The 14,979-nt window shown below is 60.0% G+C and carries 12 protein-coding genes; 3 read left to right on the plus strand and 9 right to left on the minus strand.

Annotation, left to right across the window (positions count from 1 at the left end):
• Positions 1-62 precede the first annotated feature (62 nt).
• Positions 63-725: a glutathione S-transferase family protein gene (locus GGE33_RS24305; protein WP_183829196.1), complete on the minus strand. Its 663-nt coding sequence runs from the start codon at positions 723-725 to the stop codon at positions 63-65.
• Between the two features lie 67 nt (positions 726-792).
• Entirely contained in the window at positions 793-1,539 is a 747-nt protein-coding gene (gene mtgA / locus GGE33_RS24310; RefSeq protein ID WP_183829199.1) for a monofunctional biosynthetic peptidoglycan transglycosylase, read from the minus strand.
• Positions 1,540-1,679: 140 nt separating this feature from the next.
• On the opposite strand from mtgA, the gene GGE33_RS24315 reads away from it, so the two are divergent.
• Positions 1,680-2,603: a polyprenyl synthetase family protein gene (locus tag GGE33_RS24315; protein ID WP_183829202.1), complete on the plus strand. Its 924-nt coding sequence runs from the start codon at positions 1,680-1,682 to the stop codon at positions 2,601-2,603.
• Between the two features lie 70 nt (positions 2,604-2,673).
• Here the strand turns inward: GGE33_RS24315 and GGE33_RS24320 are convergent, their stop codons facing one another.
• Together GGE33_RS24320 and GGE33_RS24325 are read right to left on the minus strand one after the other, a co-directional pair.
• Positions 2,674-3,330, minus strand: coding sequence for a YiaD family glycine zipper/OmpA-like lipoprotein (locus GGE33_RS24320; RefSeq protein ID WP_183829205.1), 657 nt, complete (start codon positions 3,328-3,330; stop codon positions 2,674-2,676).
• A 123-nt stretch (positions 3,331-3,453) separates the two neighbouring features.
• Positions 3,454-3,930, minus strand: coding sequence for a cupin domain-containing protein (locus tag GGE33_RS24325; protein WP_183829208.1), 477 nt, complete (start codon positions 3,928-3,930; stop codon positions 3,454-3,456).
• A 73-nt stretch (positions 3,931-4,003) separates the two neighbouring features.
• On the opposite strand from GGE33_RS24325, the gene GGE33_RS24330 reads away from it, so the two are divergent.
• A complete protein-coding gene (locus GGE33_RS24330) occupies positions 4,004-4,606 on the plus strand; it encodes a TetR/AcrR family transcriptional regulator (RefSeq protein ID WP_183829211.1) in 603 nt (200 codons plus the stop codon).
• On the opposite strand, the gene ispG is transcribed toward GGE33_RS24330, so the two are convergent.
• The 5 genes from ispG to GGE33_RS24355 all read right to left on the minus strand — a co-directional run bounded on the left by ispG (position 4,607) and on the right by GGE33_RS24355 (position 12,410).
• Entirely contained in the window at positions 4,607-5,860 is a 1,254-nt protein-coding gene (ispG, locus tag GGE33_RS24335) for a flavodoxin-dependent (E)-4-hydroxy-3-methylbut-2-enyl-diphosphate synthase (protein ID WP_183829214.1), read from the minus strand.
• 98 nt (positions 5,861-5,958) lie between these two features.
• Positions 5,959-7,152 carry an MFS transporter gene (locus GGE33_RS24340; protein ID WP_183829217.1) on the minus strand — a complete coding sequence of 398 codons (1,194 nt, stop codon included), beginning with the start codon at positions 7,150-7,152 and terminating at the stop codon, positions 5,959-5,961.
• Positions 7,149-7,961, minus strand: a complete 813-nt coding sequence (locus GGE33_RS24345; protein WP_183829220.1) for a DeoR/GlpR family DNA-binding transcription regulator — start codon at positions 7,959-7,961, stop codon at positions 7,149-7,151. The genes GGE33_RS24340 and GGE33_RS24345 overlap by 4 nt, the downstream gene beginning before the upstream one ends.
• 122 nt (positions 7,962-8,083) lie before the next feature.
• Positions 8,084-11,557: a pyruvate carboxylase gene (gene pyc / locus GGE33_RS24350; RefSeq protein ID WP_183829222.1), complete on the minus strand. Its 3,474-nt coding sequence runs from the start codon at positions 11,555-11,557 to the stop codon at positions 8,084-8,086.
• Positions 11,558-11,669: 112 nt separating this feature from the next.
• Positions 11,670-12,410, minus strand: a complete 741-nt coding sequence (locus GGE33_RS24355) for a LuxR family transcriptional regulator (protein WP_183829225.1) — start codon at positions 12,408-12,410, stop codon at positions 11,670-11,672.
• A 272-nt stretch (positions 12,411-12,682) separates the two neighbouring features.
• Here GGE33_RS24355 and GGE33_RS24360 point away from each other — a divergent pair, with 272 nt between their 5' ends.
• The gene (locus tag GGE33_RS24360) at positions 12,683-14,470 is read left to right on the plus strand and encodes a glucan ABC transporter ATP-binding protein/ permease (RefSeq protein ID WP_183829228.1); all 1,788 of its coding nucleotides are present in this window, start codon (positions 12,683-12,685) and stop codon (positions 14,468-14,470) included.
• Positions 14,471-14,979 lie beyond the last annotated feature (509 nt).

A 14,979-nucleotide genomic window follows, 5' to 3' on the forward strand; every position in this document is an offset into this window, starting at 1 on the left:
GCTTTGACCAGTCCCCACAGGCATTTTTTCGCGGCCGCGCCGGATTCGTCGAATCCAGCCATTCATGCCTCGTCCGCCGGCACGATCCAGGTCTCGGCAAGCGCTGCCGTTTCCCACGCCTTCCACGCCGGATGCGCCTTCATCGCCGCCATATAGGCAAGCACAGCCTTGTCGGACACGAGGTCATACGCCTCGAACCGGTTGACCACCGGCGCGAACATAGCATCTGCCGCCGAAAACTCGCCGAACAGATAAGGCCCGCCCGAGCGTGCCGTCAGCTCGGTCCAGATCGCGGAAATCCGCGAGACGTCGGCATCCACGCCCGCCTGCACGTCCACCGCCAAGTCGAGCCGGCGTTTTGGCCGCCGCAGGTTCATCGGGCAGGCATTGCGTATACCCCTGAAGCCGGACAGCATCTCCATCGAAACGGAGCGCGCCAAAGCCCTGTCGGCAAGAGCTTTCGGCCAAATGGCTCTCTCCGGAAAAAGCTCGGCAGCATATTCGATGATCGCAAGCGATTCCCAGACGCGAAACGCACCATGATGCAAGCACGGCACTCGGCCGGTCGGCGAGATTTCCCTGAATTTCGGATTTCCGCCCTCATCATCGAAAGGGATCAGCACTTCACTGAACGGAACCCCCGCGGCGGTCAGCGCAATCCATGGCCGGAATGACCAGGATGAATAGTTCTTGTTGCCGATATAAAGAGTGAGTTCTTCAGCCATGACAGTCTCCAGCTTTTGCCTCACGCTACAGGCACACGCCAAAAGCCTCCAATGAAAAGCCTAGAACCTAGTCATAAATGCATTTGATATATTCGCCGGAATTCCTCGCCCGCCGATCGATGACGGCAGCCAGACGGCGCATTCCGCGGCCCGGTTTGCTGGCAACGCGGGTAAACGGATTGGGCAGTGCCACGGCCAGAAGTGCTGCCTGGCCGGTGCTGAGCTTTGCCGCACTTGTCTTGAAATAATGCTGGGCGGCGGCTTCCGCACCATAGATGCCCGGCCCCCATTCCGCTACGTTGAGATAGATTTCCAGCATCCGCCGCTTCGTCCAGATCGTATCGGCAGCAATCGCCAGCGGCATTTCCAGCACCTTGCGCACGAAGAAACGACCGTTCCACAAAAACAGGTTTTTCGCCGTCTGCATCGAGATCGTGCTGGCGCCGCGGGTCGCCTCGCCGCTGAGAGTATCCTCGACGACACCTCGCATCTGTTTCCAGTCGACTCCGCCGTGAAAGCAGAACTGCCCGTCTTCCGACATCATCACCGCGCGCACGAGATTGGGCGAGATCTCGTCGAGATCCACCCAACGCCGATCATAGCCGCGCAGGAGGAAAAGTTCCGACAGCATCAGCGTCGAGACTGGCCGCGTAAACGGCACGGCGTAAACGGGAATGAGCAGGTAGGGCAGGATGAGAAGTGCGGCGAGGACGAGAACCGCCCGCTTCGCGATATGCGAAAACGATCCCGCCTTTTGCCGTCGCGGCATGGCGGGTTCCTCTTCCTCAGTCTGTCGATCTGGCGTGATATCCAAACGAAGTTCCCAAGAGCCCCGATAAGCAACCCGATGTTTCATAGCCAGTATGTCGGCATGTGACGAGTCTTTCGCGTTAAACTTCCTGTGGGGTGGTAAATCCCGTTGCCAGCGCTGTGGCGGCATGCAACACAGCGGCCATGAACACGAAGCCCGCCGATCAGCCCCTTTTCGAGACCCGACTGAAGCAGAGCGCCGTCGAGACGGAAACACTGCTGATGCGCCTTCTGTCATCGCAGGCGCTGGAAGACGAGATCGCCCGGCCGGAAAACCTGACCGCCGCCATGCGCCACGGAACGCTGAACGGCGGCAAGCGGTTGCGACCCTTCCTCGTTCTCGAAAGTGCCGCCCTGTTCGGCGGAGATCGCGAGACGGCACTGCGCATCGGTGCGGCACTCGAATGCCTGCACTGTTATTCGCTCATCCATGACGATTTGCCGGCCATGGACGATGACGACCTGCGCCGCGGCCAGCCGACGGTCCACAAGGCCTTCGATGAGGCCGTTGCGATCCTCGCCGGCGACAGCCTGCTGACCTACGCTTTCGATATCATTTCGGCGCAGGAAACCCGGCTTCCTGCTGACCGCAAGGTGCAGCTGATCTCTGCACTTGCCCGTGCTGCCGGTGTCGGCGGCATGGCAGGCGGACAAGCGCTCGATCTGGCGGCGGAAAAGAAGGCCCCCGATGAAGCCGGCATCCGCACCCTGCAGGCAATGAAGACCGGCGCATTGCTGCGGTTTGCCTGCGAGGCGGGGCCGGTCATTGCCGGCGCATCCGATGACGACCGCAAGCGGCTCCGGCTCTTCGGCGAAAAGATCGGCCTTGCCTTCCAGCTCGCCGACGACCTGCTCGACGTCACCTCCGATGCGGCAACGCTCGGCAAGGCAGCCGGCAAGGATGCCGGACGCGGCAAGGGCACGCTGGTCGGATTGCACGGGATGGATTGGGCGGAAAAGACGCTGAATGCGCTAACGGTGGAAGCTGTCGATCTGCTCGCGCCCTATGGCGAAAAGGCAGAAGTCCTGCAGCAGGCGGCGCGCTTCGTCGCCAATCGCCAGAGCTAAGCCGGCAAACAACCGACTTCACAGAGATAAACCCACCGCCGGCCTGAACAAGCCGACGGTGGGTTTGTTTTTACTGCTGGATCGGAGCGATCGCCACTTCGACGCGGCGGTTCTGCGCGCGGCCGTCCGGCGTTGCGTTGGAAGCGACCGGCTGCGACTGACCGAAGCCCATGGTCGAGATACGACGCTGGTCGACACCGCGACCGCCGAGATAGTTTGCGACCGATGCCGCGCGGCGCTCGGAAAGCGCCTGGTTATGCTGCAGGCTGCCGGTCGAGTCCGTATGACCGTTGACGTCGATATAGGTCTTGCCGAACTTGTTGAGCACGATCGCAACAGAATTCAGCGTATCGTAGAACGGCGGGATGACCTGGTCCTGGTCGGTTGCGAACGTGATGTTCGACGGCATATTGAGGATGATGCGGTCACCCTGGCGCGTCACGGAGACGCCGGTACCCTGCAACTGCTGGCGCAGTTCGGCTTCCTGGCGGTCCATGTAATTGCCGATCGCGCCACCGGCGAGACCGCCGATTGCGGCACCGATCAAGGCATTGCGGCCCTTGTTGCCGCCGCCGATGACGAGACCGCCGAGTGCGCCGATACCGGCACCGATTGCGGCGCCGCCCGCAGTGTTGGAAACCTTCTGCTCGCCCGTATACGGATCGGTCGTGGTGCAGGCAGAAAGGAAGGTCGCGGCCAGCGCGACAATGGCAAATTTCTTGAGCATTCGAATCGTTTCCCGTCCTAGGTGGTCGCACTTCCTTACCACGAAATGCGGCAAAACGAGGAAAAGGCTGCTTTCTCCCCATCATTGGCCACTGACGGGGAGATCACATGACTGCAAATTCCATCATGCGGCAGGAGGAAGGATTTCGATACGGTTGTGCAATCCGCTGGCAACGATGGCCGGAATATCCGGCGGCGTTATCGGCGGGAATACCGTCTGTCCGAATTCGACCCTGTCGCCGACATCGACAAAGAAAGCCTCATGCAGGCTGCCGGGCAAGTTGATGATCAGCATCCGCGCATCGGTTTTTCCGGGGTTTCTGAAAGCATGCACGGTGCCGGGCGCGATATGAAGCGCCTCGCCAGCTCCCTTCCTGTGCCAGATACCGTCGAGCAGGAACTCGTATTCACCCTCCAGAACATAGAAGGCCTCGTCATCCGCCTGCCGGTGCATCGGCGCGCCTTGTCCGGGCGCTGTGCGGTTCTCGATCAGGGTGAATTTGTCATTCGTCACGGCACTTCGAATATGGAAGGTCAGCAGATTGCCGAGAAAATGCACCGTCATCGGTGCGGTGTCGTTGGGATTGACCTTGGCGGTCATGTCGTCTTGTCCTCTCTTGTATTTGTGATACGATCGCCTCTTAATGAGACAAGTTTCTCATAAAGGAAATATGATGACAGGTCAAGTATTGCGCGAAACAGGCTCCGGACGGATCAACCAGAAGAAGAGAACGCGCGCCGAATTGCTGAAGACAGCACGAAAAATGATCGAGGATGGAATGTCGTTTTCGGTCGCGGATGTGGCCGATGCATCCGGTATTTCCCGCGCCACGGCCTATCGATACTTCTCCAAGCCGGACGACATTTTGCGCGAGGCCGCACTGGATGCGGTGGCGGAGCAGGTTCAGCTTTCCGACGAGGTTTCGAACAACGGCACGGTCGAGCAGCGGCTGGACGAGATGGTCGGCCGGATTTTCCGGATGGTCGCCGAAAACGAAAGCGTGTTTCGCGCATTTCTGGCAGCGTCGGTCACCGACGACCAGATCCCGCGCACGGGCCGCCGCCTTCCCTGGCTGTCGGAAGCGCTGCAGCCGATCGAGGAAAAGCTGTCGAAACCGGCTTACGAGACCCTGCTCGCCGGCCTGTCGCTACTGACAGGCATCGAAGCGATCATCGTGCTGCGCGACGTCTGCGCCATGGATATCGACAGGGGGGAAAAGGTCGTGCGCTGGTCTGCCCAGGCCATGCTTGCGAAAGCATTGGCCGAGGCGGAATGACTATTCGGCAGCCGAGCGGTTCTGGCCGAAACGGTTTTCGATATAGTCGGTGACGAGCTTCTCGAAATCGCCGGCAATGTTCGGGCCCTTCAGCGTCATCGCCTTCTTGCCGTCTATGAAGACGGGCGCGGATGGCGTTTCGCCCGTACCCGGCAGCGAGATGCCGATATCGGCATGCTTGCTCTCGCCCGGACCATTGACGATGCAGCCCATGACGGCGACGTTGAGCGCTTCGACACCCGGATATTTCTCGCGCCAGATCGGCATGTTCTTGCGGATATCCGCCTGAATGTTCTGGGCCAGTTCCTGGAACACGGTCGAAGTCGTACGACCGCAACCCGGACACGCGGCGACGACCGGAATGAACTGGCGGAAGCCCATGACCTGCAGGATTTCCTGGGCCACCTGCACTTCCTTCGTCCGGTCGCCATTCGGCTCCGGCGTCAGCGAAACGCGGATCGTGTCGCCGATCCCGTGCTGCAGCACATAGCCCATGGCCGCCGAAGAGGCGACGATGCCCTTCGAGCCCATGCCCGCTTCAGTGAGACCAAGATGCAGCGCGTGGTTGGAGCGCTCGGCCAGCATGGAATAACAGGCGATCAGGTCCTGCACTTGGCTGACCTTGGCCGACAAGATGATGCGGTTGCGCGGCAGGCCGATCGATTCGGCAAGCTCGGCCGAGATAAGCGCCGACTGCACGATTGCCTCATGCATGACCTGACGGGCCGAAAGCGGCGAACCGGCTTCCGCATTGCGGTCCATCAGCGTCGTCAGGAGGTCCTGATCGAGCGAACCCCAGTTGACGCCGATACGCACCGGCTTGTCATGGCGGATCGCCATTTCGATAATGTCGCCGAACTGCTTGTCCTTCTTGTCCTTGAAGCCGACATTGCCCGGATTGATGCGATACTTTGCCAGCGCTTCGGCACAGGCCGGGTGATCGGAGAGCAGCTTGTGGCCGATATAGTGGAAATCGCCGACAAGCGGCACATCCATGCCGAGCCGCAGAAGGCGCTCGCGCACCTTGGGCACGGCAGCAGCACTTTCGTCGCGATCAACGGTGATGCGCACGATTTCCGAACCGGCTTTGTAGAGCGCTGCGACCTGCGCCACCGTCGCATCGATATCGGCCGTATCCGTATTGGTCATCGACTGCACGACGACCGGCGCACCGCCACCCACGATCACCCCGCCCACATCGACCGCAACGGTTTGACGGCGCGGTTTCGGATCGAAGTCTATGGGTGATGTCATGGTCGGGTCTCGGTGCCTACAAGCAGAGTTGCAATTCAGGTGGCGTATGCATTGCCGCTTGTCAACCACCGAGCCGTGTCAGTTTTGCGGCATCGGCCTCAATGATGCGCTCCATCCGCATGCCGGGCGAGCCGGGAGACCGCCAGCACGACGACGAGGAAACCCGACAACGCAAGGAAGATCGACGCCAGCCCGGTATGTTCGGCGACAAAGCCGATCACCGACGGCGCAAGCAGAATGCCGGAATAACCCATCGTCGTGACGACCGACAATCCGACACCGGCAGCCATGCCCGGCAGGTTGCCGGCAGCGGAAAACACGATCGGCACCATGTTGGAGATGCCTATGCCGGCCAGCGCAAAGCCGGCGATCGCAACGGTCGTATTTGGCGCAAGCCCGATGATCGCCAGCCCGCAGATCGCGATCGTGCCGCAGATCCGAAGCGTCATGACGGCACCCAGACGGTCGCGGATAAGGTCGCCGGCAAACCGCATGATCGCCATGGTGCAGGAGAAACCGGCAAAGGCGAAACCGGAAAGGGCGACGGACGCGCCAAGCTCGTTGCGCATGTAAAGCGCGCCCCAATCGAGGATGGCGCCTTCCGGGATCATGCAGAACAGCGCGATCACGCCGATCAGCCAGGGCAGCGGCGAACGCGGCAACCGGCTGCGTGTCTCGTCCTTGACTTCATCAGGATGTGGCGCGTCATGCAGCACAATCCTCCAGCAGAGGACGACCATCAGCGCCGCAATCAGCGTGACGATAATAGAATGGCTGAAAACCCCGAGCTTCTGGATCAGAAAACCGCCGCTCGATGCGCCAAGCAGGCCGCCGAGGCTCCAGAAAGCGTGGCAGGACGACATGATCGCCCGGCGCATATGCTTTTCGGTCGCCACCGCATTGGCATTCATCGCCACGTCCATCGCACCGATCAGGCCGCCGAACAGGAAGATTGCCACCACCCCGCTCCAGACTTCCCCGGTTACAGAAAGAAGCAGCAGCATGGGTGTCAGAAGCACCGCAGCGAATTTTGAAACCGTGCTCGACCCGAACCGGGCGATCTGGCTTCCGGCGATCGGCATCATCACGATCGAACCAACGCCGAAGACGAGGATCATCAGTCCCAGCTCTTTTTCGCTGAGGCCAAGGCGCGAGGCGAATTCCGGAATTTTCGGCGCCCAGGAACCGATCATGAAACCGTTCATCAGGAAAAGAAGCGCGACACCGGCCCGCTCCCTGGTCAGATAGGATCCAAGCGGCCGGCCGGCCTTCTCGATCTCGGATTGGCTCATGGGGTATTTCCTCTTGATGCATTTTTTTCGTTGATTGAGGCGGCCGCACCGCATCGATGTGCCTCGACACCCTGAAGACTTATCTTTTCCACCAGCGCCTCGTCGGCATCGGCCTCGAACACCAGCGACAAGGGGGCCTGAAGCGCATGCACATGAAACGCGGCCTTCAAGCCCAGCTTGTCCGAGGTGATGGCGGCGAGGCTGCGTCTGCTGGCAGCACAGGCCATACGCTTGAAGGCAGCGTCTTCAAAAATATCCGCGGCCAGCCCGTCTTCCAGCGTCAGGCCGCAGGCGCCGAGAATGCAAAGATCCGGCCGGATCATTTCCAACTGCCGGATGGCAGTCGCATCGAGCGCAGCCCCGACAGCCGGATCCACCCTGCCGCCGATCATGATCAGTTCGACGCCGGGTCGACCGGAGAGTTCTGCAGCAATTGCCGGCGTATTGGTGACGGCGGTCAGGCGAAAATTTTCAGGCAGGCTGCGGGCAACAGCAAGATTGGTCGACCCCGCGTCGAAGAAGACGACACTGCCTTCTTCAAGCAGTTCCACCACCTTTTGCCCCAGCATCACCTTGCGATCCGGCTGCTCTGAGATGCGCGTTTTCAGCGGAACCGTCGTGCCGCCCGGCAGCAGCGCCCCGCCATAGACCCGTTCGCATTCGCCCCGTCCCGCCATTTCCCTGAGGTCGCGCCGAACCGTATCCTCTGAAACACCGAACGCCTGCGCGAGATCCTGCGCCGCAACACGCCCCTTGGTGCGAAGTTCGGCAAGGATGCGCGCCTGTCTTTCACTGACAAATTGATCCATGCCGTAACCATGCACGATTCGGCATAAATACGCAATATCGTGCAAAAACACGAAATATGTCACAACGCAAAAAGGCGGCCCGCATGGCGAGCCGCCTTCTATCATTCATGCGCAAACCCTGTTCAGGCGGCGTAGACCACCAGCAGATCCTTGGCGTCGATCTGATCGCCGGCCTTGACGAGAACTTCCGTGATCACGCCGTCCTTTTCGGCATGCAGCGCGGTCTCCATCTTCATTGCCTCGATCGACAACAGCACATCGCCCGCCTGCACCGTCTGGCCGGAAGAGACGAAAACCGTCGAGACGACACCCGGCATCGGTGCGCCCAGATGCGCTGCATTGCCGGCTTCCGCCTTGCGGCGGACGGTACCGGAGGCGGCACGATTGCGGTCCGGCACCTTGATGCGGCGCGGCTGGCCGTTGAGTTCGAAGAACACTGTCACCATGCCCTGCGCATCTGCAGCGCTGATTGCCTGGTTGACGATAACCAGCGTCTTGCCCCGCTCGATATCGGCAAACATTTCCTCGCCGTCTGCCAAACCGTAAAAATAGGTGGGCGTCGGCAGCACGGAGACCGGGCCATAGGTTTCCGACGCCAGTGCGAAATCAGTGAACACCTTCGGATACATGAGATAAGAAGCGAACTCGAAGTCATCGACCTTACGGCCAAGCTTCTCCTCGATGTCCTTGCGCTCCTTGGCAAGATCGGCCGGCGGCAGCAGCGAACCGGGCACCGCCGTATAGGGCTTTTCGCCCTTCAGCGCCTTCTTCTGGATACCTTCCGGCCATCCGCCCGGAGGCTGGCCCAGATCGCCCTTCAGCATCGAAACGACCGATTCCGGGAAGGCGATATCCTTGTCCGGGTTCTCGACATCGGCCACCGTCAGGTCCTGGGACACCATCATCAGCGCCATGTCGCCGACGACCTTCGAAGACGGCGTCACCTTGACGATATCGCCGAACATCTGGTTCACGTCGGCATAGGTCTGGGCGACCTTGTGCCACTTGGTATCCAGCCCCAGCGAACGGGCCTGTTCCTTCAGGTTGGTGAACTGACCACCCGGCATCTCATGCAGATAGACTTCCGATGCCGGCCCCTTGAGATCGCTTTCGAAGGCCGCATACTGGTTGCGCACCGCTTCCCAGTAGAACGAGATTTTTCTGATCCATTCCGGATCGAGACCCGGATCGCGCTCGGAGCCCGAAAGAGCCTCGACGATCGAACCGAGACATGGCTGCGATGTATTGCCGGAAAACGCATCCATAGCCGCATCGACCACATCGACGCCGGCGTCGACGGCCGCAAGCACTGTGGCTGCCGAAATGCCCGATGTGTCATGCGTATGGAAATGGATCGGCAGCGATGTCGCGTCACGCAGCGCCTTGAACAGAACCTTGGCCGCGGCCGGCTTCAGAAGCCCGGCCATGTCCTTGACGGCAATGATATGCGCACCGGCCTTTTCCAGTTCCTGCGCCAGCCCGACATAATATTTGAGGTCGTATTTCGGCCGCGCCGAATTGCCGAGATCGCCGGTATAGCAGATCGCAGCCTCGCACAGCTTGCCTTCCTCGTTCACCGCATCCATCGACACTCGCATGTTGTCGACCCAGTTCAGGCAGTCGAACACGCGGAACAGATCGATGCCGCCGTTTTCTGAACTGCCCTTCGCCGCCTGACGGACGAAATATTTGACGACATTGTCGGGATAATTCTTGTAGCCGACGCCGTTTGCCCCGCGCAGAAGCATCTGCAGAAGGATGTTCGGAGCCGCCTCGCGGATCAGCGCCAGCCGCTCCCACGGATCTTCGGTGAGGAAGCGCATCGAAACGTCGAACGTCGCACCGCCCCAGCACTCCAGCGAGAAGAGGTTCGGCAACGCCCGTGCATAGACACCGGCAATGCTGGCAATGTCGTGGGTACGCATGCGGGTCGCGAGCAGCGACTGGTGGCCATCACGCATCGTCGTGTCGGTGATCAGCGCCCTGCCTTCGCCGCGAATCCATTCGGCAAACTTCTTCGGCCCCAGCTCATCGAGTTTCTGCTTGGTACCGGCCGGGATCGCCCCTTCGATGAACGGCAGGACGGGCTTCGAGATTTTGTCCGATGGCGTCGGCCGCCCCTTCGTCTCCGGATGGCCGTTGACGGTCACGTCGGCGAGATATGTCAGAAGCTTCGTCGCACGGTCGGCGCGCTTCACCTGTTCGAACAGTTCCGGCGTCGTATCGATAAACCGCGTCGTATAGGTGTTGTCGCGGAATTTCGGGTGCCCGATGATCGCTTCGAGGAAGGTCAGGTTTGTAGCCACACCACGAATACGGAATTCGCGCAACGCGCGATCCATGCGGCTGATCGCTTCTTGCGGCGTCGATCCCGAGGCCGTCACCTTGACCAGCAGCGGATCGTAATAACGGGTGATGATCGCACCCGTATAGGCCGTACCGCCATCCAGCCGGATACCGAAGCCGGCAGCCGAACGATAAGCGGTGATACGCCCGTAGTCCGGGATGAAGTTCTGTTCCGGATCTTCCGTGGTGATGCGGCACTGAAGGGCGTGGCCGTTGAGCCGGATATTCTCCTGGGCAGGCACGCCCGATTCCGGCGTACCGATTGCAAAGCCTTCCAGAATGTGGATCTGCGCCTTGACGATATCGATACCGGTCACGACTTCCGTCACCGTATGTTCGACCTGAATGCGCGGGTTCACTTCGATGAAGTAGAACTTGCCGGTCTCGGCATCCATCAGATACTCGACCGTGCCGGCGCCGACATAATTCGTTGCCTTGGCGATCTTCAGCGAATAGCCGGCAAGCTCAGCACGCTGCGCCTCGGAAAGATAAGGAGCCGGCGCGCGCTCCACCACCTTCTGGTTACGTCGCTGGATGGAACAATCGCGCTCGAACAGGTGCACGACATTGCCGTGCGTATCGCCCAGCACCTGACTTTCGACGTGACGGGCACGTTCGACCAGCTTCTCCAGATAGACCTCGTCCTTGCCGAAAGCCGCCTTCGCCTCGCGCTTGGCCTCGACGACTTCCTTGGCCAGGTCCTTGGGGTCGCGGATGGCGCGCATACCACGACCGCCGCCGCCCCAGGAAGCCTTCAGCATTATGGGATAACCGATTTCCTCGGCCATCCGCGCCACTTCTGCAGCGTCGTCCGGCAGTGGATCGGTTGCCGGCACGACCGGCACGCCGACGGAAATGGCCAGATTGCGGGCCGCCACCTTGTTACCGAGCTGCCGCATCGTATCGGGCCGCGGACCAATAAAGATGATGCCAGCCTCATCGCATGCATCGACGAATTCCGGGCTTTCCGACAGGAGCCCGTAGCCGGGATGGATCGCGTCGGCGCCGGAAAGTTTAGCGACCCGGATCACTTCCGGGATCGAGAGATAGCTCTCGATCGGCCCGAGATCCTTGGCAAGATGCGGGCCGCGGCCGACCTGATAGCTCTCGTCCGCCTTGAACCGGTGCAGCGAAAGTTTGTCTTCCTCCGCCCAGATCGCGACCGTCTTAATCCCGAGCTCGTTGGCAGCGCGGAAAACGCGGATTGCGATCTCGGATCGGTTGGCAACAAGGATCTTCTTTATCTGCAAAGCGCTCTCCCCACGGCAATTTGAGTTTGTTGCACCGCAAGAGATCAATATCCCTGAAATTACGCAAGTATAAAGTTGGCCGAAAATGGCACCTCAAGTTGCACAGATTGCCTCAGGCGATCAGCGCCAGGCGAAACGCCAGCGCAATCAAATGCTGCCGGTTGTTAGCACCGAGCTTTTCGTGCAGCCCGTTGATGTACCAATCGACTGTATGGCTGGAAATATCCAGCTCCTTTGCTATCTCGTTAGAGGTAAGCCCGTTGGCCAATAGAAGTGTGATTTCCATTTCACGCCGCGTCAATTGTACATCGCTCAAAGGCGCATTCTCGAAGATATCCGCCTTGTGGCGAAGCTCAAGCAACTTCCAGAAAACCGCTTTGGCAGCCGCATCGAACAGGCTGATTTCGGCCGGCGAGAGGTCGACCGGGTTACCCCCAACCGCGAAACTGCCGACAAGTCCGTTGCGGCCATGAACCGGAAACAGATATCCGTCGTGCAGCCCGTGCCGCGCGGCCTCCTGAAGCATCCTCTTCATTCGTTGACGATGCGGATCGGCCTTCAACGTCAAAAGCGCATCCTTCCAGCGGAACGGCCGTTGAGCCAGGCGCAGCCATCGAAGCGTCGGATCGATCAGCGAATATTTCCGTTGGGTATAGAGTTCCGTCCAGTTTGCCGGCCATTCGGCGGCAAGGATTGATCTCTGCAGATTGAGCTGCGGCAGGGGCTGGATGAGAAGACTGTAAAAATCAAACCCATAGCTACCGACCAGGCTTTCCAGCTCGGCGGTAACCTGTTCCGGCGTCTTTGCTTCCCCAAGCAACACCAGGAACTGGACAATCATGGTAATATTCAATACCGCCCCCGAGCCCGAACCGGGCATGCCGAATTACATAAGCTACAATTGCCGAGATAGTTTACACAGACGGTTAGGATTGATTGAAACCGGGCCGCCAAATCTAGCATCGCTGAATCGATAAACACCACAAATACGTGCATTCCTATTTTTCTACACGACACACCATAGCGACACAATCTCGCCTACGATAATGGCTTGGAATCGCCTTGTATTGTCCATAAAGCTCTGTGACCCACATTAGGGTGAAAGTGACTGAAGAGGTTAGACGGTTGACACTATTTCAGGTTTATGGGCGGGCACTTGGATACCTGGGCAAGAACAAGTGGCGCGTGACGGCAATCGTCATCGCCAACATCGTGCTGGCCGTGATCACCATCGCAGAGCCGATCCTGTTCGGCTGGATCATCGATGCGATATCCTCCGGCGGTGCAGTGACCAATGTCCTGATCCTATGGGCAGCTTTCGGCTTCTTCAATACGGTAGCATACGTACTCGTGGCCCGTGAGGCTGACCGGCTTGCACACGGCCGGCGTGCATCGCTGCTGACAGAGGCCTTCGGGCGGATCATCTCGATGCCGCTCTCCTGGCATCACCAGCGCGGCACTTCCAACGCCCTTCACACGCTGCTTCGCGCCGCCGAAAGCCTTTTCGGTCTCTGGCTCGAATTCATGCGCACGCATCTCGCAACCGCTGTGGCGATCCTCTTCCTGATCCCGACCGCAATCTCCATGGACTGGCGCCTCAGCCTCGTACTGCTCTGCCTCGCCGTCTTCTACTGGGTGATCGGCGTTGCGGTGATGAAGCGAACCAAGGAAGGCCAGGCCTCCGTGGAAAGCCACTATCACCAGGTGTTCTCGCATGTCAGCGATTCGATCAGCAACGTCTCGGTCCTGCATAGCTACAACCGTATCGAGGCTGAAACCCAGGCCCTCAAGGTCTATACCAAGGACCTGCTGAAAGCCCAGTATCCGGTTCTCGACTGGTGGGCGCTGGCAGGCGGCCTCAACCGCACGGCCTCGACCGTCTCCATGGGCGTTATCCTCGTCATCGGCACCACGCTCGTCCAGCGCGGCGAGATCCGCGTCGGTGATGTGGTCGCATTTATCGGTTTCGCCAACCTTCTGATCGCCCGCCTCGACCTGCTGCGCCAGTTCGCCACCCAGATTTTCGAGGCCCGCGCCAAGCTCGAAGATTTCTTCGCGCTCGAAGATTCCGTCGATGACCGCACCGAGCCCGCCAATGCCGGCGAGTTGCGCGATGTCAGCGGCGAGGTCGAATTCCGCGATGTGAGCTTCGGTTTCGCCAACACCAAACAGGGCGTTCACAACATCTCGTTTACCGCCAAGGCCGGTCAGACTGTTGCGATCGTCGGGCCGACGGGTGCCGGCAAGACAACCCTCATCAACCTTCTCCAGCGAGTTTACGATCCACAACAGGGCAAGATCCTGATCGACGGGATCGATATCTCGACCGTCACCCGCAAATCGCTGCGCCAGCAGATCGCCACCGTCTTCCAGGATGCCGGCCTTCTGAACCGCTCGATCAGCGACAATATCCGCCTCGGCCGCGAGGGTGCCACGGAAGCCGATATCATCAAAGCTGCGGAAGCCGCGGCCGCGACCGAATTCATCGAAGACCGCCTCAATGGTTATGAGACTGCGGTCGGCGAACGCGGCAACAAGCTGTCCGGTGGCGAACGCCAGCGTATCGCAATCGCTCGCGCAATCCTGAAAAATGCCCCGATCCTCGTTCTCGACGAGGCGACCAGTGCGCTCGACGTCGAAACCGAAGCCCGGGTGAAGGTAGCGATCGACAAGCTCCGGCAGGACCGCACCACCTTCATCATCGCCCACCGCCTGTCGACTGTCCGTGACGCCAACACCGTCATCTTCCTCGATGGCGGTCGTGTCGCCGAAGTGGGAAGTTATGACGAGCTGAGCCGCCTCGGCGGCCGCTTCGCCTCGCTCCTGCGAACCAGCGGCTTGCTGGACGACAGCGAGGATGATGACGCGTCGAAGAAGGACAAGAAACCGGAGGCGACGCCGAACCCGGCGTGATGCAGTTTTTTGGATAGATTACTATACGGCCCGGCGCTCCATAAGACGCCGGGCTTTTATGTTTGTGGGATAAGCCTTTTGCGTGGCGTCATCCTAGGGACACGCCTGAGCATGACGAAAGAGGCAGCGGTTCTTACGCGGGCTTGCCGCGGTGGGGACGAAATCCGCCCTCCCCGCAAAAAACATCATTGCCAATCAATCACCTGGCGAAAATCATCGCCGACGATCATCCCCACACCCGGCCAACCGCTTAACCTGATCACGTCATCAAGCAGGGGGCCGGGTCGCGAACCGGACGCCTACGGACGAAAGATCCGGCGCACGATGATGGTCGTTAAGCGGAAGGGCATGCCGTCAGGGCAAAGTCCTTCACCGGAACGGAAAAACGGGATGCTCCTCACCCGTCAACCTTCCGGAACGCTTCACGATCGGGCGGGCAGAATGCCTGACACCAATATCCACCCATTATCGCACTGCCCGCCTCCCCAATGAGCCGACCGTGACGGAAT

Source organism: Aliirhizobium cellulosilyticum, from assembly GCF_014198105.1.
GTDB lineage: Bacteria > Pseudomonadota > Alphaproteobacteria > Rhizobiales > Rhizobiaceae > Neorhizobium > Neorhizobium cellulosilyticum.